The organism is Pseudomonas sp. Marseille-QA0332 (assembly GCF_054950175.1).
In genome coordinates, this window is record NZ_CM143106.1 from 831,088 (window position 1) to 846,988 (window position 15,901).

Annotated in this window: 12 protein-coding genes and 3 pseudogenes; 10 read left to right on the forward strand and 5 right to left on the reverse strand. The window is 57.5% G+C overall.

Annotation, left to right across the window (positions count from 1 at the left end; all coding sequences use genetic code 11):
- The first annotated feature begins 92 nt into the window (after positions 1 to 92).
- The 3 genes from ACY8GK_RS04170 (at position 93) to ACY8GK_RS04180 (ending at position 3,502) form a co-directional block, all read left to right on the forward strand.
- Positions 93 to 1,379, forward strand: a complete 1,287-nt coding sequence (locus ACY8GK_RS04170; RefSeq protein WP_462402408.1) for an amino acid permease — start codon at positions 93 to 95, stop codon at positions 1,377 to 1,379.
- 33 nt (positions 1,380 to 1,412) lie between these two features.
- Positions 1,413 to 2,591, forward strand: a complete 1,179-nt coding sequence (metC, locus tag ACY8GK_RS04175; RefSeq protein ID WP_462402409.1) for a cystathionine beta-lyase — start codon at positions 1,413 to 1,415, stop codon at positions 2,589 to 2,591.
- A 323-nt stretch (positions 2,592 to 2,914) separates the two neighbouring features.
- Positions 2,915 to 3,502 carry a disulfide bond formation protein B gene (locus ACY8GK_RS04180; protein ID WP_462402410.1) on the forward strand — a complete coding sequence of 196 codons (588 nt, stop codon included), beginning with the start codon at positions 2,915 to 2,917 and terminating at the stop codon, positions 3,500 to 3,502.
- A gap of 209 nt (positions 3,503 to 3,711) precedes the next feature.
- Here ACY8GK_RS04180 and ACY8GK_RS04185 read toward each other — a convergent pair whose 3' ends face one another.
- A complete protein-coding gene (locus tag ACY8GK_RS04185) occupies positions 3,712 to 3,864 on the reverse strand; it encodes a hypothetical protein (protein ID WP_462402411.1) in 153 nt (50 codons plus the stop codon).
- 253 nt (positions 3,865 to 4,117) lie between these two features.
- Positions 4,118 to 6,202 (reverse strand): Tat pathway signal sequence domain protein, encoded by a 2,085-nt coding sequence (locus ACY8GK_RS04190; protein ID WP_462402412.1) that lies wholly within the window; start codon positions 6,200 to 6,202, stop codon positions 4,118 to 4,120.
- Between the two features lie 277 nt (positions 6,203 to 6,479).
- Here ACY8GK_RS04190 and ACY8GK_RS04195 point away from each other — a divergent pair.
- Positions 6,480 to 6,548, forward strand: a pseudogene (locus ACY8GK_RS04195) (hypothetical protein); the annotation flags it as partial.
- A gap of 230 nt (positions 6,549 to 6,778) precedes the next feature.
- On the opposite strand, the pseudogene ACY8GK_RS04200 reads toward ACY8GK_RS04195, so the two are convergent.
- The 3 genes and pseudogenes from ACY8GK_RS04200 to ACY8GK_RS04210 form a co-directional block, all read right to left on the reverse strand.
- A pseudogene (locus ACY8GK_RS04200) lies at positions 6,779 to 8,178 on the reverse strand (tyrosine-type recombinase/integrase).
- Between the two features lie 314 nt (positions 8,179 to 8,492).
- A pseudogene (locus tag ACY8GK_RS04205) lies at positions 8,493 to 8,722 on the reverse strand (tyrosine-type recombinase/integrase); the annotation flags it as partial.
- 41 nt (positions 8,723 to 8,763) lie between these two features.
- Complete coding sequence (locus tag ACY8GK_RS04210) at positions 8,764 to 9,348, reverse strand: hypothetical protein (RefSeq protein WP_462402413.1); 585 nt, start codon at positions 9,346 to 9,348, stop codon at positions 8,764 to 8,766.
- A 689-nt stretch (positions 9,349 to 10,037) separates the two neighbouring features.
- Here ACY8GK_RS04210 and ACY8GK_RS04215 point away from each other — a divergent pair.
- The 6 genes from ACY8GK_RS04215 (at position 10,038) to ACY8GK_RS04240 (ending at position 15,878) form a co-directional block, all read left to right on the forward strand.
- Complete coding sequence (locus ACY8GK_RS04215) at positions 10,038 to 11,174, forward strand: phosphoribosyltransferase domain-containing protein (RefSeq protein ID WP_230375328.1); 1,137 nt, start codon at positions 10,038 to 10,040, stop codon at positions 11,172 to 11,174.
- Positions 11,164 to 11,922 carry an HAD family hydrolase gene (locus ACY8GK_RS04220; protein ID WP_196174937.1) on the forward strand — a complete coding sequence of 253 codons (759 nt, stop codon included), beginning with the start codon at positions 11,164 to 11,166 and terminating at the stop codon, positions 11,920 to 11,922. The genes ACY8GK_RS04215 and ACY8GK_RS04220 overlap by 11 nt, the downstream gene beginning before the upstream one ends.
- Positions 11,915 to 13,006 (forward strand): cysteine protease StiP domain-containing protein, encoded by a 1,092-nt coding sequence (locus tag ACY8GK_RS04225; protein ID WP_462402414.1) that lies wholly within the window; start codon positions 11,915 to 11,917, stop codon positions 13,004 to 13,006. Before ACY8GK_RS04220 ends, ACY8GK_RS04225 begins: the two co-directional genes overlap by 8 nt.
- A complete protein-coding gene (locus ACY8GK_RS04230) occupies positions 13,006 to 13,947 on the forward strand; it encodes an HpcH/HpaI aldolase/citrate lyase family protein (RefSeq protein WP_462402415.1) in 942 nt (313 codons plus the stop codon). The genes ACY8GK_RS04225 and ACY8GK_RS04230 overlap by 1 nt, the downstream gene beginning before the upstream one ends.
- Positions 13,948 to 14,121: 174 nt before the next feature.
- Entirely contained in the window at positions 14,122 to 14,709 is a 588-nt protein-coding gene (locus ACY8GK_RS04235) for a TerD family protein (protein ID WP_462402416.1), read from the forward strand.
- Complete coding sequence (locus ACY8GK_RS04240) at positions 14,706 to 15,878, forward strand: TerD family protein (RefSeq protein WP_462402417.1); 1,173 nt, start codon at positions 14,706 to 14,708, stop codon at positions 15,876 to 15,878. The genes ACY8GK_RS04235 and ACY8GK_RS04240 overlap by 4 nt, the downstream gene beginning before the upstream one ends.
- The last annotated feature ends 23 nt before the right edge of the window (positions 15,879 to 15,901 follow it).

A 15,901-nucleotide genomic window follows, 5' to 3' on the forward strand; every position in this document is an offset into this window, starting at 1 on the left:
TTATAAGGTGTGGTAGGAGTAACGCCAATACCCCGCTAAGAAATTCTGGTCGGTAGGCCTACACCTCTCCAATAAAAATAATGGAACCTTATATGTCTGTCATGACAACGCAGCACACGCGGACAATTGATAAGTCGTCTATCCCTTTTACCCGTTACGACGCCGGGTGGGTCATCCTGTGTATCGGTATGGCCATTGGCGGAGGGGTGGTCTTCCTACCTATTCAGGTTGGGCTCAAGGGCATCTGGGTGTTCGCTTTGTCACTGGTCCTGGCCTACCCCGCACTGTATATGTTGCAGGAGCTGTACCTGAAAACGCTTTCAAAAAGTGCCCATTGCGACGATTATACAGGGATCATTACTCATTACTTAGGTAGTAATTGGGGGTTCGTACTCAGCGTTGCTTACTTTCTGATGCTTTTGAAAGGTATGTTTACCTATTCACTGGCCGTTACGTTCGACAGCGCCTCATACTTGCAGAGCTACGGGGTTACTAGCGAGAGCCTGGCAAACGAGCCTTGGTACCCGCTGGTAGTGTTGATCGGTCTCGTGCTGATAGCCGCTCAAGGCGAAAAGATCCTGTTCAAGGTATCGGGTCCTATGGTCGTGATGAAGTTGCTTATCGTCATCGCGCTGGGTTTGGCAATGATTCCTAAATGGACGCTGTCAAACATTGATTCGCTGCCGGATTTTACAGTGCTCGTACGCGATGCTGTTCTAACGTTGCCGTTTACATTGATTTCAATCTTGTTTGTACAAGTATTGAGCCCCATGAACATTGCATACAGGAAGCGCGAGGCTGATAGCCAGATGGCTGTCTACAAAGCCATTCGAGCCAGTCGGATCGCTTATGTTATCCTGGCAACCTCGGTGATTTTCTTCGTCCTGTCCTTTACGTTTTCGTTGAGTCATGAGCAGGCGGTAGAAGCAGCGAAGAACAATGTGTCAGTACTGGCAGTTGCTTCGCAGGTCTTGCCTGGAAAGGTGGTGGCCACCATGTCGATTGCGCTGAATGTTTTTGCGATCATGACAGCTTTCTTCGGTATCTACCTGGGCTTCCAAGAAGTGCTCAAAGGCATGGCAGTGAACATCATCAACCGGTTCATGGATGCACGAGCTATCTCTCCTCGGGTTCTGACATTTGCCGTGGCAGTGGCTATCGTTGCCATGCTCTGGTGCTGGGTCATGACCAAGTTCTCGATATTGCTTCTGCAGCAGGTGGGTGCCCCGGTCTACGGCATCGTTTCTTGCCTCATACCGTGTTACCTTGTGTACAAGGTTCCGGCCCTCAACGTATACAAAAGTTGGAGAATTTACTACATTGCCTTCTTTGGCGTCTTACTGTGTATCTCACCTTTTCTCAAGTTGCTTGAGAGGTGAGTAATCAATTTTTTGCGTAGTTTGGTAAACGTTATGAATAAAATTGGTAATCGTCACCATATAAGCACCCAGCTGACTATGTTGGGACGGGACCCTGATGAGCAGGCTGGTTTCGTCAATGCGCCCATATACAGGGGTTCCACCATTGTCTACAAGACAGTGGATGACATCGAGCACAAACGCTCGCGCTTTTCCTACGGTACCGCGGGGTCTCCAACCATCGAGAACCTCGAAAATGCCTGGACTCAACTGACAGGCGCTGCCGGTACGGTGATGGCGCCTTCTGGCTTGGGCGCTATCGCCTTGGCCTTCTTTGCCACGACCAAGGCGGGCGATCACGTGCTTATCGCAGATTGCGCCTATCGTCCTGCGCGTAATTTCTGCGACAACTTACTCGCACGTTACGGTGTGGAAATCAGCTTCTACGACCCGATGATCGGTGCCGACATTGAACGGCTGATCAAGCCCAATACCAGTGTCATTTTTCTCGAGGCGCCCGGCTCGCAAAGTTTCGAGGTTCAGGATGTGCCTGCAATTGTCAGCGTTGCGCGCAGGCACGGTATCAAGACCATTATTGATAACACCTGGGCGACGCCGCTGTTTTTCCAAGCGCATGAACATGGCGTCGACATTTCACTGGAGGCGGGCACAAAGTATCTCGGCGGCCATTCGGACTTGCTCCTGGGAATGATCTCCGCAAATGCCGAGACCTGGCCAGCGTTACGCCAGGCGTATGATGCGATGGCCATGCTGCCTGGGCCAGAAGATTGTTTCTTGGCGCTACGCGGTCTGCGCACCATGCACCTTCGCTTGAGGGAGGCAGAGGTGCGTGCCATGGAGATTGCCACCTGGTTGCAATCGCGTCCCGAGGTTTCGAGGTTGTTGCACCCTGCGTTCCCCAGTTGCCCGGGCCACGAATACTGGAAGCGTGATTTCAAAGGCGCGTCGGGGCTATTTTCGATCGTCCTGGATCAACGCTACGTCAAAGCCGATGTGGCCAGAATGTTGGATAATATGTCGATCTTTGGCATGGGATTCTCCTGGGGAGGCTATGAGAGCTTGATCATCCCGTTCAATTGCGCCGATTATCGAACTGCCACCCAGTGGCAGCCAGGCGGTTACACATTGCGCCTGCAGATTGGTCTGGAAGATGTCCAGGATCTGATCCAGGATCTGGCGTGTGGTTTCGAACGGCTGAACGGGGCCGCCTGACTTCGCTCGGGCCAAGGGTGCGGATGTGCACCCTTGGTTACGAACATACCCAGTGATCTGTCGCTACACAGGTGATATCTGGCAGCTCATCGATATTTTCATCGTGGTGAGTGTGTAAAACTTCTGTAGGTGTTTCTACAGGAGGTTCTTATGTTCATAGGGTTTATTCCGGTGTTGTTCGCCGTGCTTGCAATTGTAAGCGGACGACGAAATGTAGTGGTCGCCAGGGCGCTGTGGAGTGTCTGCGCAATGCTTGTCGTATGCTGGACAACATTTCACGGCAGCCATCATATCCCCGATCTGCAAAAGCTGGGGGCCTGGTAATGAAAAGATCGAATACCTGTGCCATTTTACTCAGGCTCGATGAACTCGGCCTTCTGGCGATCAGCCTGCTGCTGTTGGCCGCCTTTTACTTCCAAATCGTTCTCCACGAATTGCCGTGTGCATTGTGTAACCTGATTCGGGTCGCTTTCTTGCTGTTGGGGTCTGGGTTATTTCTTAACCTGCGTTTTGGTACGCATCCTTGGAACTACGTATTGTCGGCATTTGGCGCCTTGATTGGTAGCCTGATCAGCCTGTTGTTCATGTTTGCCAAAGCATTGCCAGGTACGCGTCCAACAGGATCGGCCATTCTAGGCTTCCACATGTATAACTGGACTTTCGTGTTCTTCATGATGGCGATCATGTTCTGCCTTTTGGCGCTGGCCTGTTACGCGCTGGAGCCTCAGCGAGAGAAGATGCCGTTACCAGGCAGGAAGAATAAAATTGCCCGCTTCGCGACAATCTTGTTCGTCATGATGGCTATTGGAAACTTGGCTTCCGCATTCTTGCAGAACGGGTTCGGGCCGTTCAGGGCCAGTAATCAACAGCATTACGAGATGTTATACGAGGGTGATGTCATGAAACCGTGATGCACTGCTTCACTGATTTTAAGTGCGGAAGTTGTTCGGTGGTTACGGAACCCGGCGGTTCCAAATTCCAGCGGAGATTTGTTGGCTTACATGTAGTGCTTTGAGCATTGCACGTACCGCGGGCCAAGTGGCGCTCAAGCCAAGTGATGCGGCTGTCGATCTCGACGAGCCGCATCACATTGTGCCTGCCATTACGCCAGTTCTCCCGCTCACGCTACGGACATGCGGGCCGTAAGGTTCTGCTGCATGTAGGCCAGGAAGCGCCGCTGGAACAGCATCGTGTGTTCATGCGCTGCGGCTTCCGCCGCATCAGGGTCGCGCGCCGCGATGGCGTTGATAATGTCGTCGTGGTCACGGCCCAACCGATGGGTGCTGAGGGAGGCGTGAGCAGTACTGGGCCGAGTCATATGGCGAGCGCGACCCCGGTACTGCCGGGATCTGCGCACCGGTGTTCGTCGCCGGGGACGTGTTCACCGGCGCTTTGATCTTTTCTGGCCCGGCCGACAGGTTCAACGCCGAGCAGATCCGCCCCGTGCGGCGGCGCTGGGAGGTAGTACCGATCGTTTCAAGGCTTCCATCGATGCCGAAGCTTGAACAGCATCTGCTCCAGGGGCGCTAATCGCTACCCTGCGCACGCTGGCTGACTTCCACCCGAACCCTTGCCAGGTTCTGCACCCGTGCCACTGAAGTGCGAGCATTGCCCGAGCGTTCGGTGGTGACCCTCAGTACCGGATAGTAGATCCCCGGCACGTCATATCGGAGCGTATTCGTGACTTCGGTCTGGTCATGGGAAGAAGCCGGCACGGATTTGGCGACGAATTCGTCGCTGCCGTCGGCACTCCATTCGACGGCCACCAGCTGGCCGGTGCCAGGCGGCGTATTGATCGTGCCTTGCAGGGTCAGGGCTTGCCCTGGCGCCACCTTCACGGCGCTCCGGCCTGCCACGGCCAGACGCACGGCCGGCTGAATGCCGTGCCGTTGCCTCGTCTGCGCTGCGATTTCGACCTGGCCCTGTACGACTGAGTAGCTGGTGGACGCTGGCGGTGCAGTATCGCTTTCGACCCAGGCGCTGAGGTCCCGGAGGGCCTGCTCCAGCATCCCGACATAGCTGACCAGGTGGATCTCATGGGTCCGAGTCTTGCCGGAAACGATGACACTTCCGTCGTGGTGGTCGGCATTTTCGTTGTACCAGACCCTGAATCGAGAGTTGGCATGCTCGCCCAGGTGCTGCTTGACCCTGCCTGCATACCAATCTGCATCCCAAGGGTAAGCATCGAGATCAAGCAGGTTGCCGACGATGATCATCTTGCCCTTGAAGTCGCCAGTGAAGGGGCCGCCGCCCGCCGCGCCCTGGCTGATCATCGGGCCGATTTCGCTTCGCTGCGGATAAACGGCAGTACCATCCGCGCGGCGGTATTGGTTCCAGGCAGCAAAGCTCTTGTCGGCGGGCACCTGATGGCGGTGCAGCGCCGCCAGCGCCAGCGCCCAGCGGTTATCCATACGGACGAAGCGCGCCTTTGAGAGCACTTCGCCGAGCTTGGCCGCGTCAGCATCGACCGTCAGTACGCGTGTGCCGACATCCAGCGTTGCCGGCAGCACGGCGAGAGCGTTGCGATTACGATCGAGAAAGGTGTACTCGTACTCAGGTGTGAAGCCACGCTTTGGCAATTGCTGCAGCTGCACTTTATCAGGCGCATCTGCAAGCGCTGTGATCGGCGTGACGTATTCCACCAGGGCGTTGCGCATGAGCTCACCAAGCGGAGACTTCTCTGTGCCCAGATAACCGGGTTTGGACCAGAAATCTGCCGCGTATCCGGGATCGAATTGCTTCACCGTGTCGCGAAAGCCCATCAGGCCTTTTGGATCTCCGAGCCCTAGCAGATAAGCAGGGTCGGCCCACCCCTTCAAAGGCACGCCGAGCGTGCTTACCTCACGTAGCGCGGCGCGTTCCACCTCGTTCAGGGCCCCATAGGGGTCGCCCGAGCCTCCTGGTTTCATCGCATCTGAAATGGCTGCTGCCTTGTTCGACAGCACTACCCTGGCAAATACCCGAGCGAAGAAATTGTTGGGTATGGAAGTGGGCGTGCCAATCACATACGGCACAGCGCCGTCCCACACACCCACGCTGTTTTCCATGGCGGCGATCGTCTGGTAGGACCCACCGCTTCCGCCGTAGACATAGCCATAGACCTTCGGGCGGCTGCCGGCGTAGTAGTCCCGGGCTACCTGACGTGAAAATTTTGCGGCTGCAGCGTCGGCCCTGTAGCCCGAACTCCCTCCAGTCTTCACCAGGTAGGCGCCACTTTCATAGGCGAACGTGAGTTCCTGCTGGGTACCGAGGCCATCGGTAAACGGGTAGACATGATGGAAGAATCGCCCGGCCCACAACGGCTTTGGCGGAAGGTAGAAGTTGAAAGTCACCTCGGTGCCTGCGAAGTGCCCACTCACGTGGCGAAACTCCAGGGGCGACGACAGATCGACGACTTTGTCGATGACGGGCTTTGCATAGTCAGGATCGACGCAGATGGAGTCGACTTGCACCGGCTGACCAGCAACTTGCTCCGCGCATGGCGTCGACTCGGTGCCGGCCATTGTCGTAACGGGTAACGCCAGCGCAAGCACCAGACACTTGGCCGCGTGTCGTGCTGCGCAGCGGGTGGAAGTCAGGCGCAGCAGTTCGAGTGGAAGTTGAAAACTCAAAAACAGACTCCATTGAAGCGGGTTGAGTAGCGCAAGTGATTGTCTGCCCGCCATGCGCTTGGCCGGCGAACAGGCCCCAGGATGGACCGCGACCCAGCGAATCAGTTTCGCTCGCTGGGTGGCTGGCATGCGTCGGGGTGCGCCGGCCGCATCCCATGATCCGTCCTGCGGGCGACTGGCCGCACGCAGATGGTGCAGCCAGTGCTCATCGCTAACCCCAGAACTTTTTTCGCGCCGACTATAAAGGTTGCGGAGCAGATGTCGCCCGATGCGGATATCCGAGCACGAAAACTACAAGCGCGTAATCAGTTCTTGGGAGCGCGAGTTTCTGCTGCTCTCGGTCTAGGCCAGCGCGCGGGGCTCGAATCTGGCCACCCAGCATGGGTGGCCGCAGGGGCTTACGCCAACGCCTGAGCCCCGGTGATCTCCGCCAGCGAGCCACACGGAACGCAGCAAGCCCGCATTGGACGTCGCCCCCATCTTTCCACTATCCTTGTTTAAGGGATAGCTAAAAAGCTTAATTTTCAATGTCTCGTAGGGCGGATGTGAGTCTCGTTTTCTCCTCCTGGTTAGTTTTTAATTAGATTCGAACGTTGGATCTGAAAGGATAGTTTCAAGATGCGCCCCTAGTTTGTTCCATGCCTCAATTTTTTCCTTGGCATAGTCATAATGCAGGTAGTGTCGGCGTACCTTTGAGCCTCCCAGCAAGTGATTCTGACAACGGTCAGTGATCTCCAGTGTCACTCCCAGCTCCTGCATCATGGTCGCTCCTGTGCGACGCAAATCATGCGGAGTCCATTCTCCCTTTTACCTAGGCTGAGAACCAGTGAGTCGTCATGATGACGGCCAGATAGGGGCTTGCTCCGACTCTTGAAGCAGCATTGCCGGTCTCCGATCAGCTTGCTGACTGTCTTGGTATCTACATGACCGCTTTCATCCTTGCTGGGAAAGCAGAAGGGGGTGTGGCCGGTTTTTTCTCTCAGGCGCTTGAACTGGTTCACTGCGAATTTAGAAAGGAATATATGGTGATCCTGCCGTTTACCCCTATGCCCTTTAGTAGCTTCTGCTGGGATGAACCAAGTGCCTTTTTCCAGATCTACATGTCGCCATTCGGATTTCAGAAGTTCGCCAATGCGACAGAGTGTGCTAAGGCATATCCAGACTGCGCATTGCACGCGGGAGTTCACAGGTCGGATGCCGGAATATTTTTGTCCAGCGGGCAGCGCAGCATAATCTCGCGCAAGGCGCTCGAAAATCTGCTGCAGCTCTTGGATTTCGCCGCTGGATAAAAGCCGATCGCGCTGCTCCTGGTAGTCATGATCGAGAAGTTTGCTGACGTCAACGAGGTCGGCGGGGTTGCCGTCGACCATCAAAGTACGCCAAGGTTTACGTTTCTCGGCCCATCGCAGCATTTGACCTATGTCCTTGCTGCGGATAACTACGGTACGGTTTAGCCCGCGAGCCTTGATCGAGCGCAGGAGATTAAGCAGATCTTTTTCAGTCAGGGTTCGCAGTGGTCTATCGCCGATAGCCGGTAGCACATCTTTGGAGAAGCTGCGGCGAAGCTCGGCGTTACCGTCCTGACGAGATACCCCGTCGCGCATCCACTCTTCAAAAAGGTCGGTGACAGTCTTGCTTTCTGCAGCCTGACGTTCGGCTTCGGCAATGGTTGCGGTGATCGCCGCTTGCGCCTCGATCTTAGCGGCCTTTCGGGCGGCAGCGGGTTCAATACCTTTAGTAACGCTTGCTCTCACTTCGTCTCGCTCAGCACGAATTTGCGCAAGCGATTTTTTTGGCCAACTGCCTAGGCGGTGATCACGTTTGACTCCGCCCATTTTGAACTCATAACGGAACAGCGCTGTAACGCCCCGCACACCAGCACGAACTTTTGCAGTCAGGCCACCCTCTTCGCGCAGCGTTTTGCCATCATCGTCGGGGATGAGTGCTTCCAGTTGCTTCGCGGTGATCTTCGCCAATGTCTACCCCCAGCCAAGGTCGATGACCTTGGAATTTTGCCCCACTTTTGCCCCACCGAATCGCCTGGCTAGAGGTGGATGCTGGTGAGCCTCAATGGAACATGATATAGCCTGTAAGCCCTATATTTACTAGCTTGTAGGCGATCCTTGGCGAGACATTGTATTCCACGGAAATACATTAAATATGCGCATGGGGTGCAAGGGGTCGAGTGTTCGAATCACTCCGTCCCGACCATATTCCTCAATGACTTAGGCCATTTCCGCAAGGGATGGCCTTTTTCATGTGCGTGACTTTTGCGTGACTTCTCCAATTGTTACGCCTGCTTCCTCTTCAGAATTGTCAGAACCGGTCCACGCGAACCGGTTGCTGATACCATGTTTGCAGCCTCGATCAGATGGCCGAGTTCGGCGCCTGAATAATGACTGGTGATACTGCCGTTCTTGTGATCCAGCAGCGCCTTTCGGTCTTCCTTACACAGGTCACTGGAAGCCTTTCGGCTGAAGACGTGCTCAAGTCCTGAACTCGGTTAGAGATGTACTGGGGAGGACGAGCTGGCGCTGGTGTTCCGGCCGGGCTCATCCAGCTCATTCATTCAGCTGGGCTGCCAGCAATGCGCGGTCCTTGGACAGCGGCCTCAGCACGCCAGGGCTACTGCCGATCTTGATGAACAAAAAGTATCGGCCCTCACTGTTGTGCAGAATGCGGTAGACATCAGCTGTCGTGTCGGTGCTTGGCGCGGTCAGTTTGTCAACGATCAATGTGTAGTCATCGACTCCCAGTCCATGCAAGGCTTCCTGCAGCTCTGCATCAATCTTTGAGCGCCACTTTTTCCCGTTGTGTCGATGCGCCCAGACGGCCAGTGCGATTAACGGTATCGGCATTATACCGACGGTGAAAATCGTGAGTAATACCTGCATGATCCCTCTGTACCAGCCAAGAAAACCGGTATTAATACTTGTGAAGCTCGGAAGCTGCAAGGACTGGATGGGAAGATGTCCTAGGCCGAAGCCGCCCATAGCGGTGTCGGATCGGTTTGCGTGGACTTCGTTCCAACAGTGCCTCCTGATAGAGCTGGTGAGGTCGACCTTGCCTTCGTCGACAGGGTGGGGCTGCGCTAGCGGCTCACCTCCTGCTCCGGCCTGATGAGCAGCGACACGCTGTCCAGCCATGGCCGGCATTTTCCATTCCACCACTTCTGGTACCCGACGACATCCGGGACATTCGCTCGATCACGCCGATCTTCGTTCTCGTGTTCGAAGCGCTCCCGATCCGTGCTGCAGATGCTTGGCTTTCTCACATCGTGCCGAGACCGGAGCGACGTGGCTGTTCGATCGTTGTAGAGGTGCTGGCTCCATTTTGGGTCAGGCTCGCATGGGGTGCAGTCCTGACAGTAAATTTTCAGGACGAGCCAGGTTTCGGACTGGTGTGAAGAAGTTCGTTACAGTTTTAAGGATTAAGATTAAATAAGGAAATATCCTTTTTGTGCGACGGATTTTCCTTGTTAGCTGTAGTCCGTTTCCGAAAGTTATCTCCGGGCCTTTTGGGCTGTTGCATGCGAGTGGATCTGAGCCTAGTCTCGCCTTCATCTTTCATGGCAGGCAGGTGTATGAAAATGAATCCAGGTGAGTGCAGTGCGGGACGAGGCATCGATCACCGTCACGGCATTTGCATGAGGCGCTTGATGACGTTCGTATGTGGCGCGTCCTAATTAAAGAAACTTCAAGGTTCATCCGTAACCTTACTGAATCGCGCAGGAAGACCGTCATGCAAAAAGTAAGGCGCGCAAATAGATGAGGTTCATCGTGGAATATGGCGATGCACGGCGTGAGTTGAGTGTTCTTGTTCGCAGGGCTGATGCATGAAGCAATCTATAGCGATGCATGGGCCGGCCACATTGAGTGCTGCGTTGAAGCGCGGGCTGCTCGAAGTAACTGTTCAGGCCGCGTCGATGCCAGCCGAGTCTCTGTTTGGCTTTGCCGAACGTCGCAATCCAAAGCGAGCCTTTCTGTTCGTTTCGCGAGTGCTGGGCAAGCATGTTCCCGTCAGGCCATCAGTCATGCAGTTCACCTACAAAACGCTCGCGGCCAAGATCCCGGCGGATTTGCCGGGCCCGGTCCTGATGGTCGGCATGGCCGAGACCGCGGTAGGGCTGGGTGCCGGCGTGCATCGCGCGTACAGCGAAACTCGCGCAGACACCCTGTACATCGTGAGTACCCGCCATCCAGTCGGCCACCGGGTGCTTGCACGATTCGAGGAAGAGCATAGCCATGCCGATCTGCATCTGATCCACGAGCCGAGCGAACCGGGGTTGGCTGAAATGATGCGAGGCGCGAGGTCGCTCGTCATGATTGATGACGAAGTGTCGACCGGGCGGACCTTGCTCAATTTGCATCGAGCTCTGGCTGGGGCGGGCCTTGGTCGTATCGAGCGCGTTGTCACCTGCGTTCTGACGGACTGGTCGGGTGGTGCGGTGGCGAACAGCCTCGATGGGCGAGCCGAACAGGTATCTCTGCTCAGCGGTACATATACCTTCACCGAAGATCCGCAGGCACCGCTTCCCCCTATGCCTGGCACCGGTACTGTTGCGGTTGGCGAATGGACAGTGGACCCGGCAAACGACTGGGGACGGTTGGGTACGCGAGGGGTCGCTGACGTACTCGGGAAAGACGTCACGGTCAGGCCGGGAGAGCGTGTGATCGTCCTGGGTACGGGTGAATTCCTGTGGAAACCGTTTCTGCTGGCCGAGCGTCTCGAGCGCGAAGGGGCAATGGTTCACTTCAGTTCGACGACCCGCTCGCCTGTCGCCATCGGCCATTGCATCGAGCACGCCTTGAGTTTCCCTGACAACTACGGGTTGGGCATCGTCAATTTCCTCTACAACCTCGTCCCCGGCCAATATGACCGTGTATTGATCTGCAGCGAGACGGAAGCCCAGGCAGTGCCCAGGGCATTGGTCGACGCCTTGAAGGCGGAGGTCATCGTCGATGGCAAGTGATCGCCCACTGGTGTTGATGGACCTGGATGACACGCTCTTCCAGACCGCTCGGAAAATGTCCTTGGACAGCCCACGCCATCCAGCCTCCTACGATGTGCATGGGGATGTGAGTGGGTACCAGAGCGAGGTGCAGAAAGCGATTCTGGAATGGCTGCTCGCGACCACGGACGTGGTGCCAGTCACGGCGCGTAGTACCGAGGCGTTCAATCGCGTGAAGCTGGGTTTCTCCGGCCCGGCTATCTGCTGCCACGGAGGAGTGATCTTGAACCCGGATCGCTCGATGGATGCCGGTTGGCATGACGCCATGTGCCGTGCGCTCGTGGGGTTCCAGGAGCGACTGCCTTCGCTCTGCGAAGCGGCACTGCATATCGGCCAAGCCCATGGCGTTTCGCTCCGGGGCTGGACAGTGGGGGAAGCGGGCCAGCATCTCTATGTGGTGGTCAAACACAATGATTGCCAAGACGCCGACCTGCTGATGGTGCTCGGCCAGCTACGTGGGTCTGGCCTGCTCGACGGTATGTACGCCCACAGCAACGGCAACAACCTGGCCTTGTTGCCGGCGGGTCTGTCCAAGCGCGTCGCCGTCGAACGTTTTCTTCGACACGACCGCGAAAGGAACGGTATCAGGCCGGTGATGGGCTTTGGTGACAGCATGACCGATCTTGGCTTCATGACCCTTTGCGATTTCTGGTCGACCCCCGCTGGCAGCCAGCTTGCCGTAGCGTTGGAGGCGCATCCCGATGCTTGATCCAGCACTTTCGACCCTGACCCTGGGCAGTGGCAGCTATCTTGCCGATGACGTCCACTTCCTGCTGCGCCCGGTGAACATCGAGCCGACCGATGTCCAGGAGAAGGAGCGACTGATCCAGACTCGCCAGAGACATTACTCGGAAATGATCAGCCGGGAAGAAGCGCCCTCTGCAACGCACATGGGCCTGTTCGAATGCGCGATGAGGCAGAACGGCTCGCGAATGGCTACGGATGTGCAGGCCCTGGCCTTGGCACTGACCGAGCGATACCAGGCGTCTGCCATCGCGCTGGTATCGTTCGTTCGTGCTGGCCTGCCGCTGGGGGTTCTGCTGCGTCGTGCACTGGTCGATCTAGGCAGACACGCCTACCACTATGGCATCAGCATCATCCGGGATCGCGGCATCGACCAGGTCGCCCTCGAGGCGGTCATCGAAGCCCACGGAGCCGAGAATATCGTGTTCGTCGATGGTTGGACGGGCAAGGGCGCCATTGCAGGCGAGATCCAGCGCAGCCTGGCCGGCGACGGCCGATTCCAGCAGCCGCCACGGCTCGTCGTACTTGCCGATCCATGCGGGCGAGCCTGGATGGCCGCATCCGCCGAAGACTGGATCATCCCTTGCGGCATCCTGGGGGCGACCGTGTCCGGCCTCGTATCCCGCTCCATCTGGCCTCGCGACGGCGGCCTGCATGGCTGCGTCGTTCTCGAACATTTGCAACCGCATGACGTTACGCGTCGCTTCGTCGAACGAATCGAGTCAGCCCGAGCCGCTGTTCGAGCCAGCCCGGCATGCCCTTGGAGCGATGTCGAGGCGACAGGGCTGCAACGGTGCGCCGCGGATACCATAGCCGGGTTGGCTGATCGATTCGGCCTGTCGAATCCGAACCGTATCAAGCCAGGCATAGCCGAGGCGACCCGCGCGGTGCTGCGCCGGGTACCCGACCAGGTCCTCGTTCGCAGTCTCGATGACGCCGATGTCCAGTTGCTCGTCCATCTTGCCGGTCGCGCAGGTGTCGAGGTCATGGAAGCCGATGCCGAGCTGGGACCGTATCGAGCGGTCACGATCATCAAGGAAGCCGGTTGATGGAGCGGATCTCGCCGTGGGCGCTCGGCGCCACCCTCTACCTGCCAGCGACTCGTGTCGACATCACTGACGTCATACGTGGCGCAAAAGTGCCAGGTCTTCGCTCTCTGGTCATTTGCCTGGAAGATGCGGTTGCCTGCGCTGATGTCGACCAAGGGCTGCGAACCTTGCGCTCGGTGCTTGCCGGCGTCGGGCAGCAGCAACGACGCCAGGCCCCGCTGGTTTTCATTCGCCCCCGTGATGCGGAAATGGCGGCGATGCTCAATGACTGGCCTGAGATCGGCGCTGCATGCGGGTTCGTTGTGCCGAAGCTGTCGCTGGCCACGCTGGCCGGGTGGGCGCGCGCCGTTTCCAATCCCGACTTGTTGGTGATGCCGACCCTCGAAACCCAAGACGTCTATAACCCGAGCGCGATGGTCGAGCTCGGCGCCGCTATGCGATCCGAGTTCGGTGATCGCATCCTTGCGTTGAGGATCGGTGGCAACGATCTGCTGGGCTGCCTGGGCTTGCGGCGCGATCCGGGCGCCACGCTCTATGAGACACCGATGGGGTATGTCATTGCGATGCTGGTCGGCGTCCTGGGGGTTCAAGGCTTTGCCCTGACTGCTCCGGTTTTCGAGCAACTGGCGACCCCCCAACTGCTCGACAAAGAACTCAGGACGGATGTAGCCCACGGATTGGTGGGCAAGACTGCGATCCATCCGTCGCAGGTCGCGCAAATCCATGAGGCCTTCCGGGTTTCGATAGAGGACCTCGACTGCGGCAACCGAATACTCAACGCATCGGCTCCGGCGGTTTTCAAGCATGGGAACGCAATGATCGAGCCGGCGACTCATCGCCAGTGGGCGCTGAATATTCTCGAACGCGCCAAATGGCACGGGACCAGGCCCTTGGAGGTTGACCGTGTGGATCCCGTGCGCCTGGTCGAGGCTGGTCGATGAGCCAGAGGGCGATGAACAAGTTGAAAGCGGCCAGTTGCCCTGAGCGATCCGACCGCAGTGCCAGGCCAAGAAACCCGCGAGTCTCGAAGGTATGCCGGCGAAGCTGACACGCACGCAGTTCGATGAGAGCGGCGGAACACAACCAGAAGCAATGCAGCGACAAGGAGCGTAAACGTGGCACTTACCCTTTCCAAGAACCAGTCCATTTCCTTGGAGAAAACCGCTGGTACAAGCCTGAGCGCGGTTACCTTGGGGCTTGGCTGGGACCCTGAGAAGACCGGTTTGCTAGGCAGGCTGTTCGGTGGCGGGGGCAGCGTCGACCTCGATGCCTCCTGCATCATGTTCGATGCCGCCTTGCAACCGGTCGATCTCGTCTGGTTTCGCCAGCTCAGGTCGCGTGATGGCTCCATCGAACACTCGGGAGACAACCGCACCGGCGAGGGCGAGGGTGACGACGAATCGATTTTCGTGAGCCTGACCAAGGTGCCGTCGTCTGTCCAGCATCTTGTATTCACGACGAACAGCTTTACCGGGCAGACCTTCGAGAAGATTCAAAACGCTTATTGCCGGATCCTCAACACAGCGAATGGACAGGAGCTTGCTCGTTTCAACTTGTCGGAGCAAGGCGACCACACGGGCGTCGTGATGGCCAAGCTGAGCCGTGGGGCGACTGGCTGGGAGTTCCAGGCAATCGGCAAACATACCAACGGTCGCACCGCAGACGACCTGGTGAGCCTCGCGGTCCGGGCCATCAAGCCATGAAGGCGCTCGTTCCTGGTGGCAATGCCTCGCTGGAAACCACTCTCCTGCGGGTGGAGGTTGGCTATTCACCCATCCCTGGCGTAGAGATCGATGTCTCGGCATTTGCGCTTGCCGGCACGGGTAAAGTTCGCGGCGACCACGACATGTGTTTCTACGGACAGCCGCAGATCCTGGGCGGTTCGCTGGAAATGGCCGAGTCGGCCAGCGGACGTGCTGCCTTCGCCATCGATCTCGATCGGCTCGATGCGGCGATCGAGAAGATAGCACTCAGCGCGACCATCCATGAGAACAGGGCGAGCTTCGAGCGCGTGTCGACGCTCACAGTGACGGTGGCCGGGGAGCTGGAGGCTCGAATCGCCACCGCCGGGATGCAGGAGACGGCGCTGATTCTAGGCGAGTTCTATCGGCGCCAGGGAGCATGGAAGGTCCGTTGTGTCGGGCAAGGGTTCGCTGGCGGTCTCGCGCCTCTGGCGATGCACTTCGGGGTCGAGATTGCTGCTCCGACGCCAGCGACAAATGCATCGTCGACCCAAGCGATGCCTGCCGTAACATCGACACCGCCTCGCAGGTCGCCGGTCAGCTTGAGCAAGGTGACCCTGGACAAGAGCCGATCTTCGATCAGCCTCGAGAAATCCGACCAGGGTTTCGGCGAAATCCGGGTCAACCTCGACTGGAACCAGGGCAAGTCCAGCTTCTTCGGATTTACCAAGGCCATCGACCTGGACGTCGGCTGTCTGTACGAACTTCAGAACGGCGAAAAGGGCGTCGTCCAGGCACTGGGCAATGCATTCGGCTCCTTCCATGCGAAACCCTACGTGCAGTTGATGGGAGACGATCGAACCGGGTCGATGTCCGGTGGCGAATGGATTCACATCAATGGGGCGCGCTGGGACTCGATCAAACGCATTCTGGTGTATGCGTTCATTTACAAAGGTGTGCCCAACTGGCGGGCCACCGATGGTGTCGTGACCATCTTCGTGCCGGAGCAACCGGACATCGAAGTTCGTCTGAACGAGGAGGGCGGCAACTTGGGCTGTTGCGCCATCGCGCTTCTTGAGAATGACCATGGGGCCGTAAAGGTCACTCGCAAGGTGGACTTCCATCGCTCTCAAGAGCCCATGGACAGGGACTACGGTTGGGGTATGCGCTGGAGCGTCGGCTCCAAATAATCAATACGCAGGGGCGAGGCCCC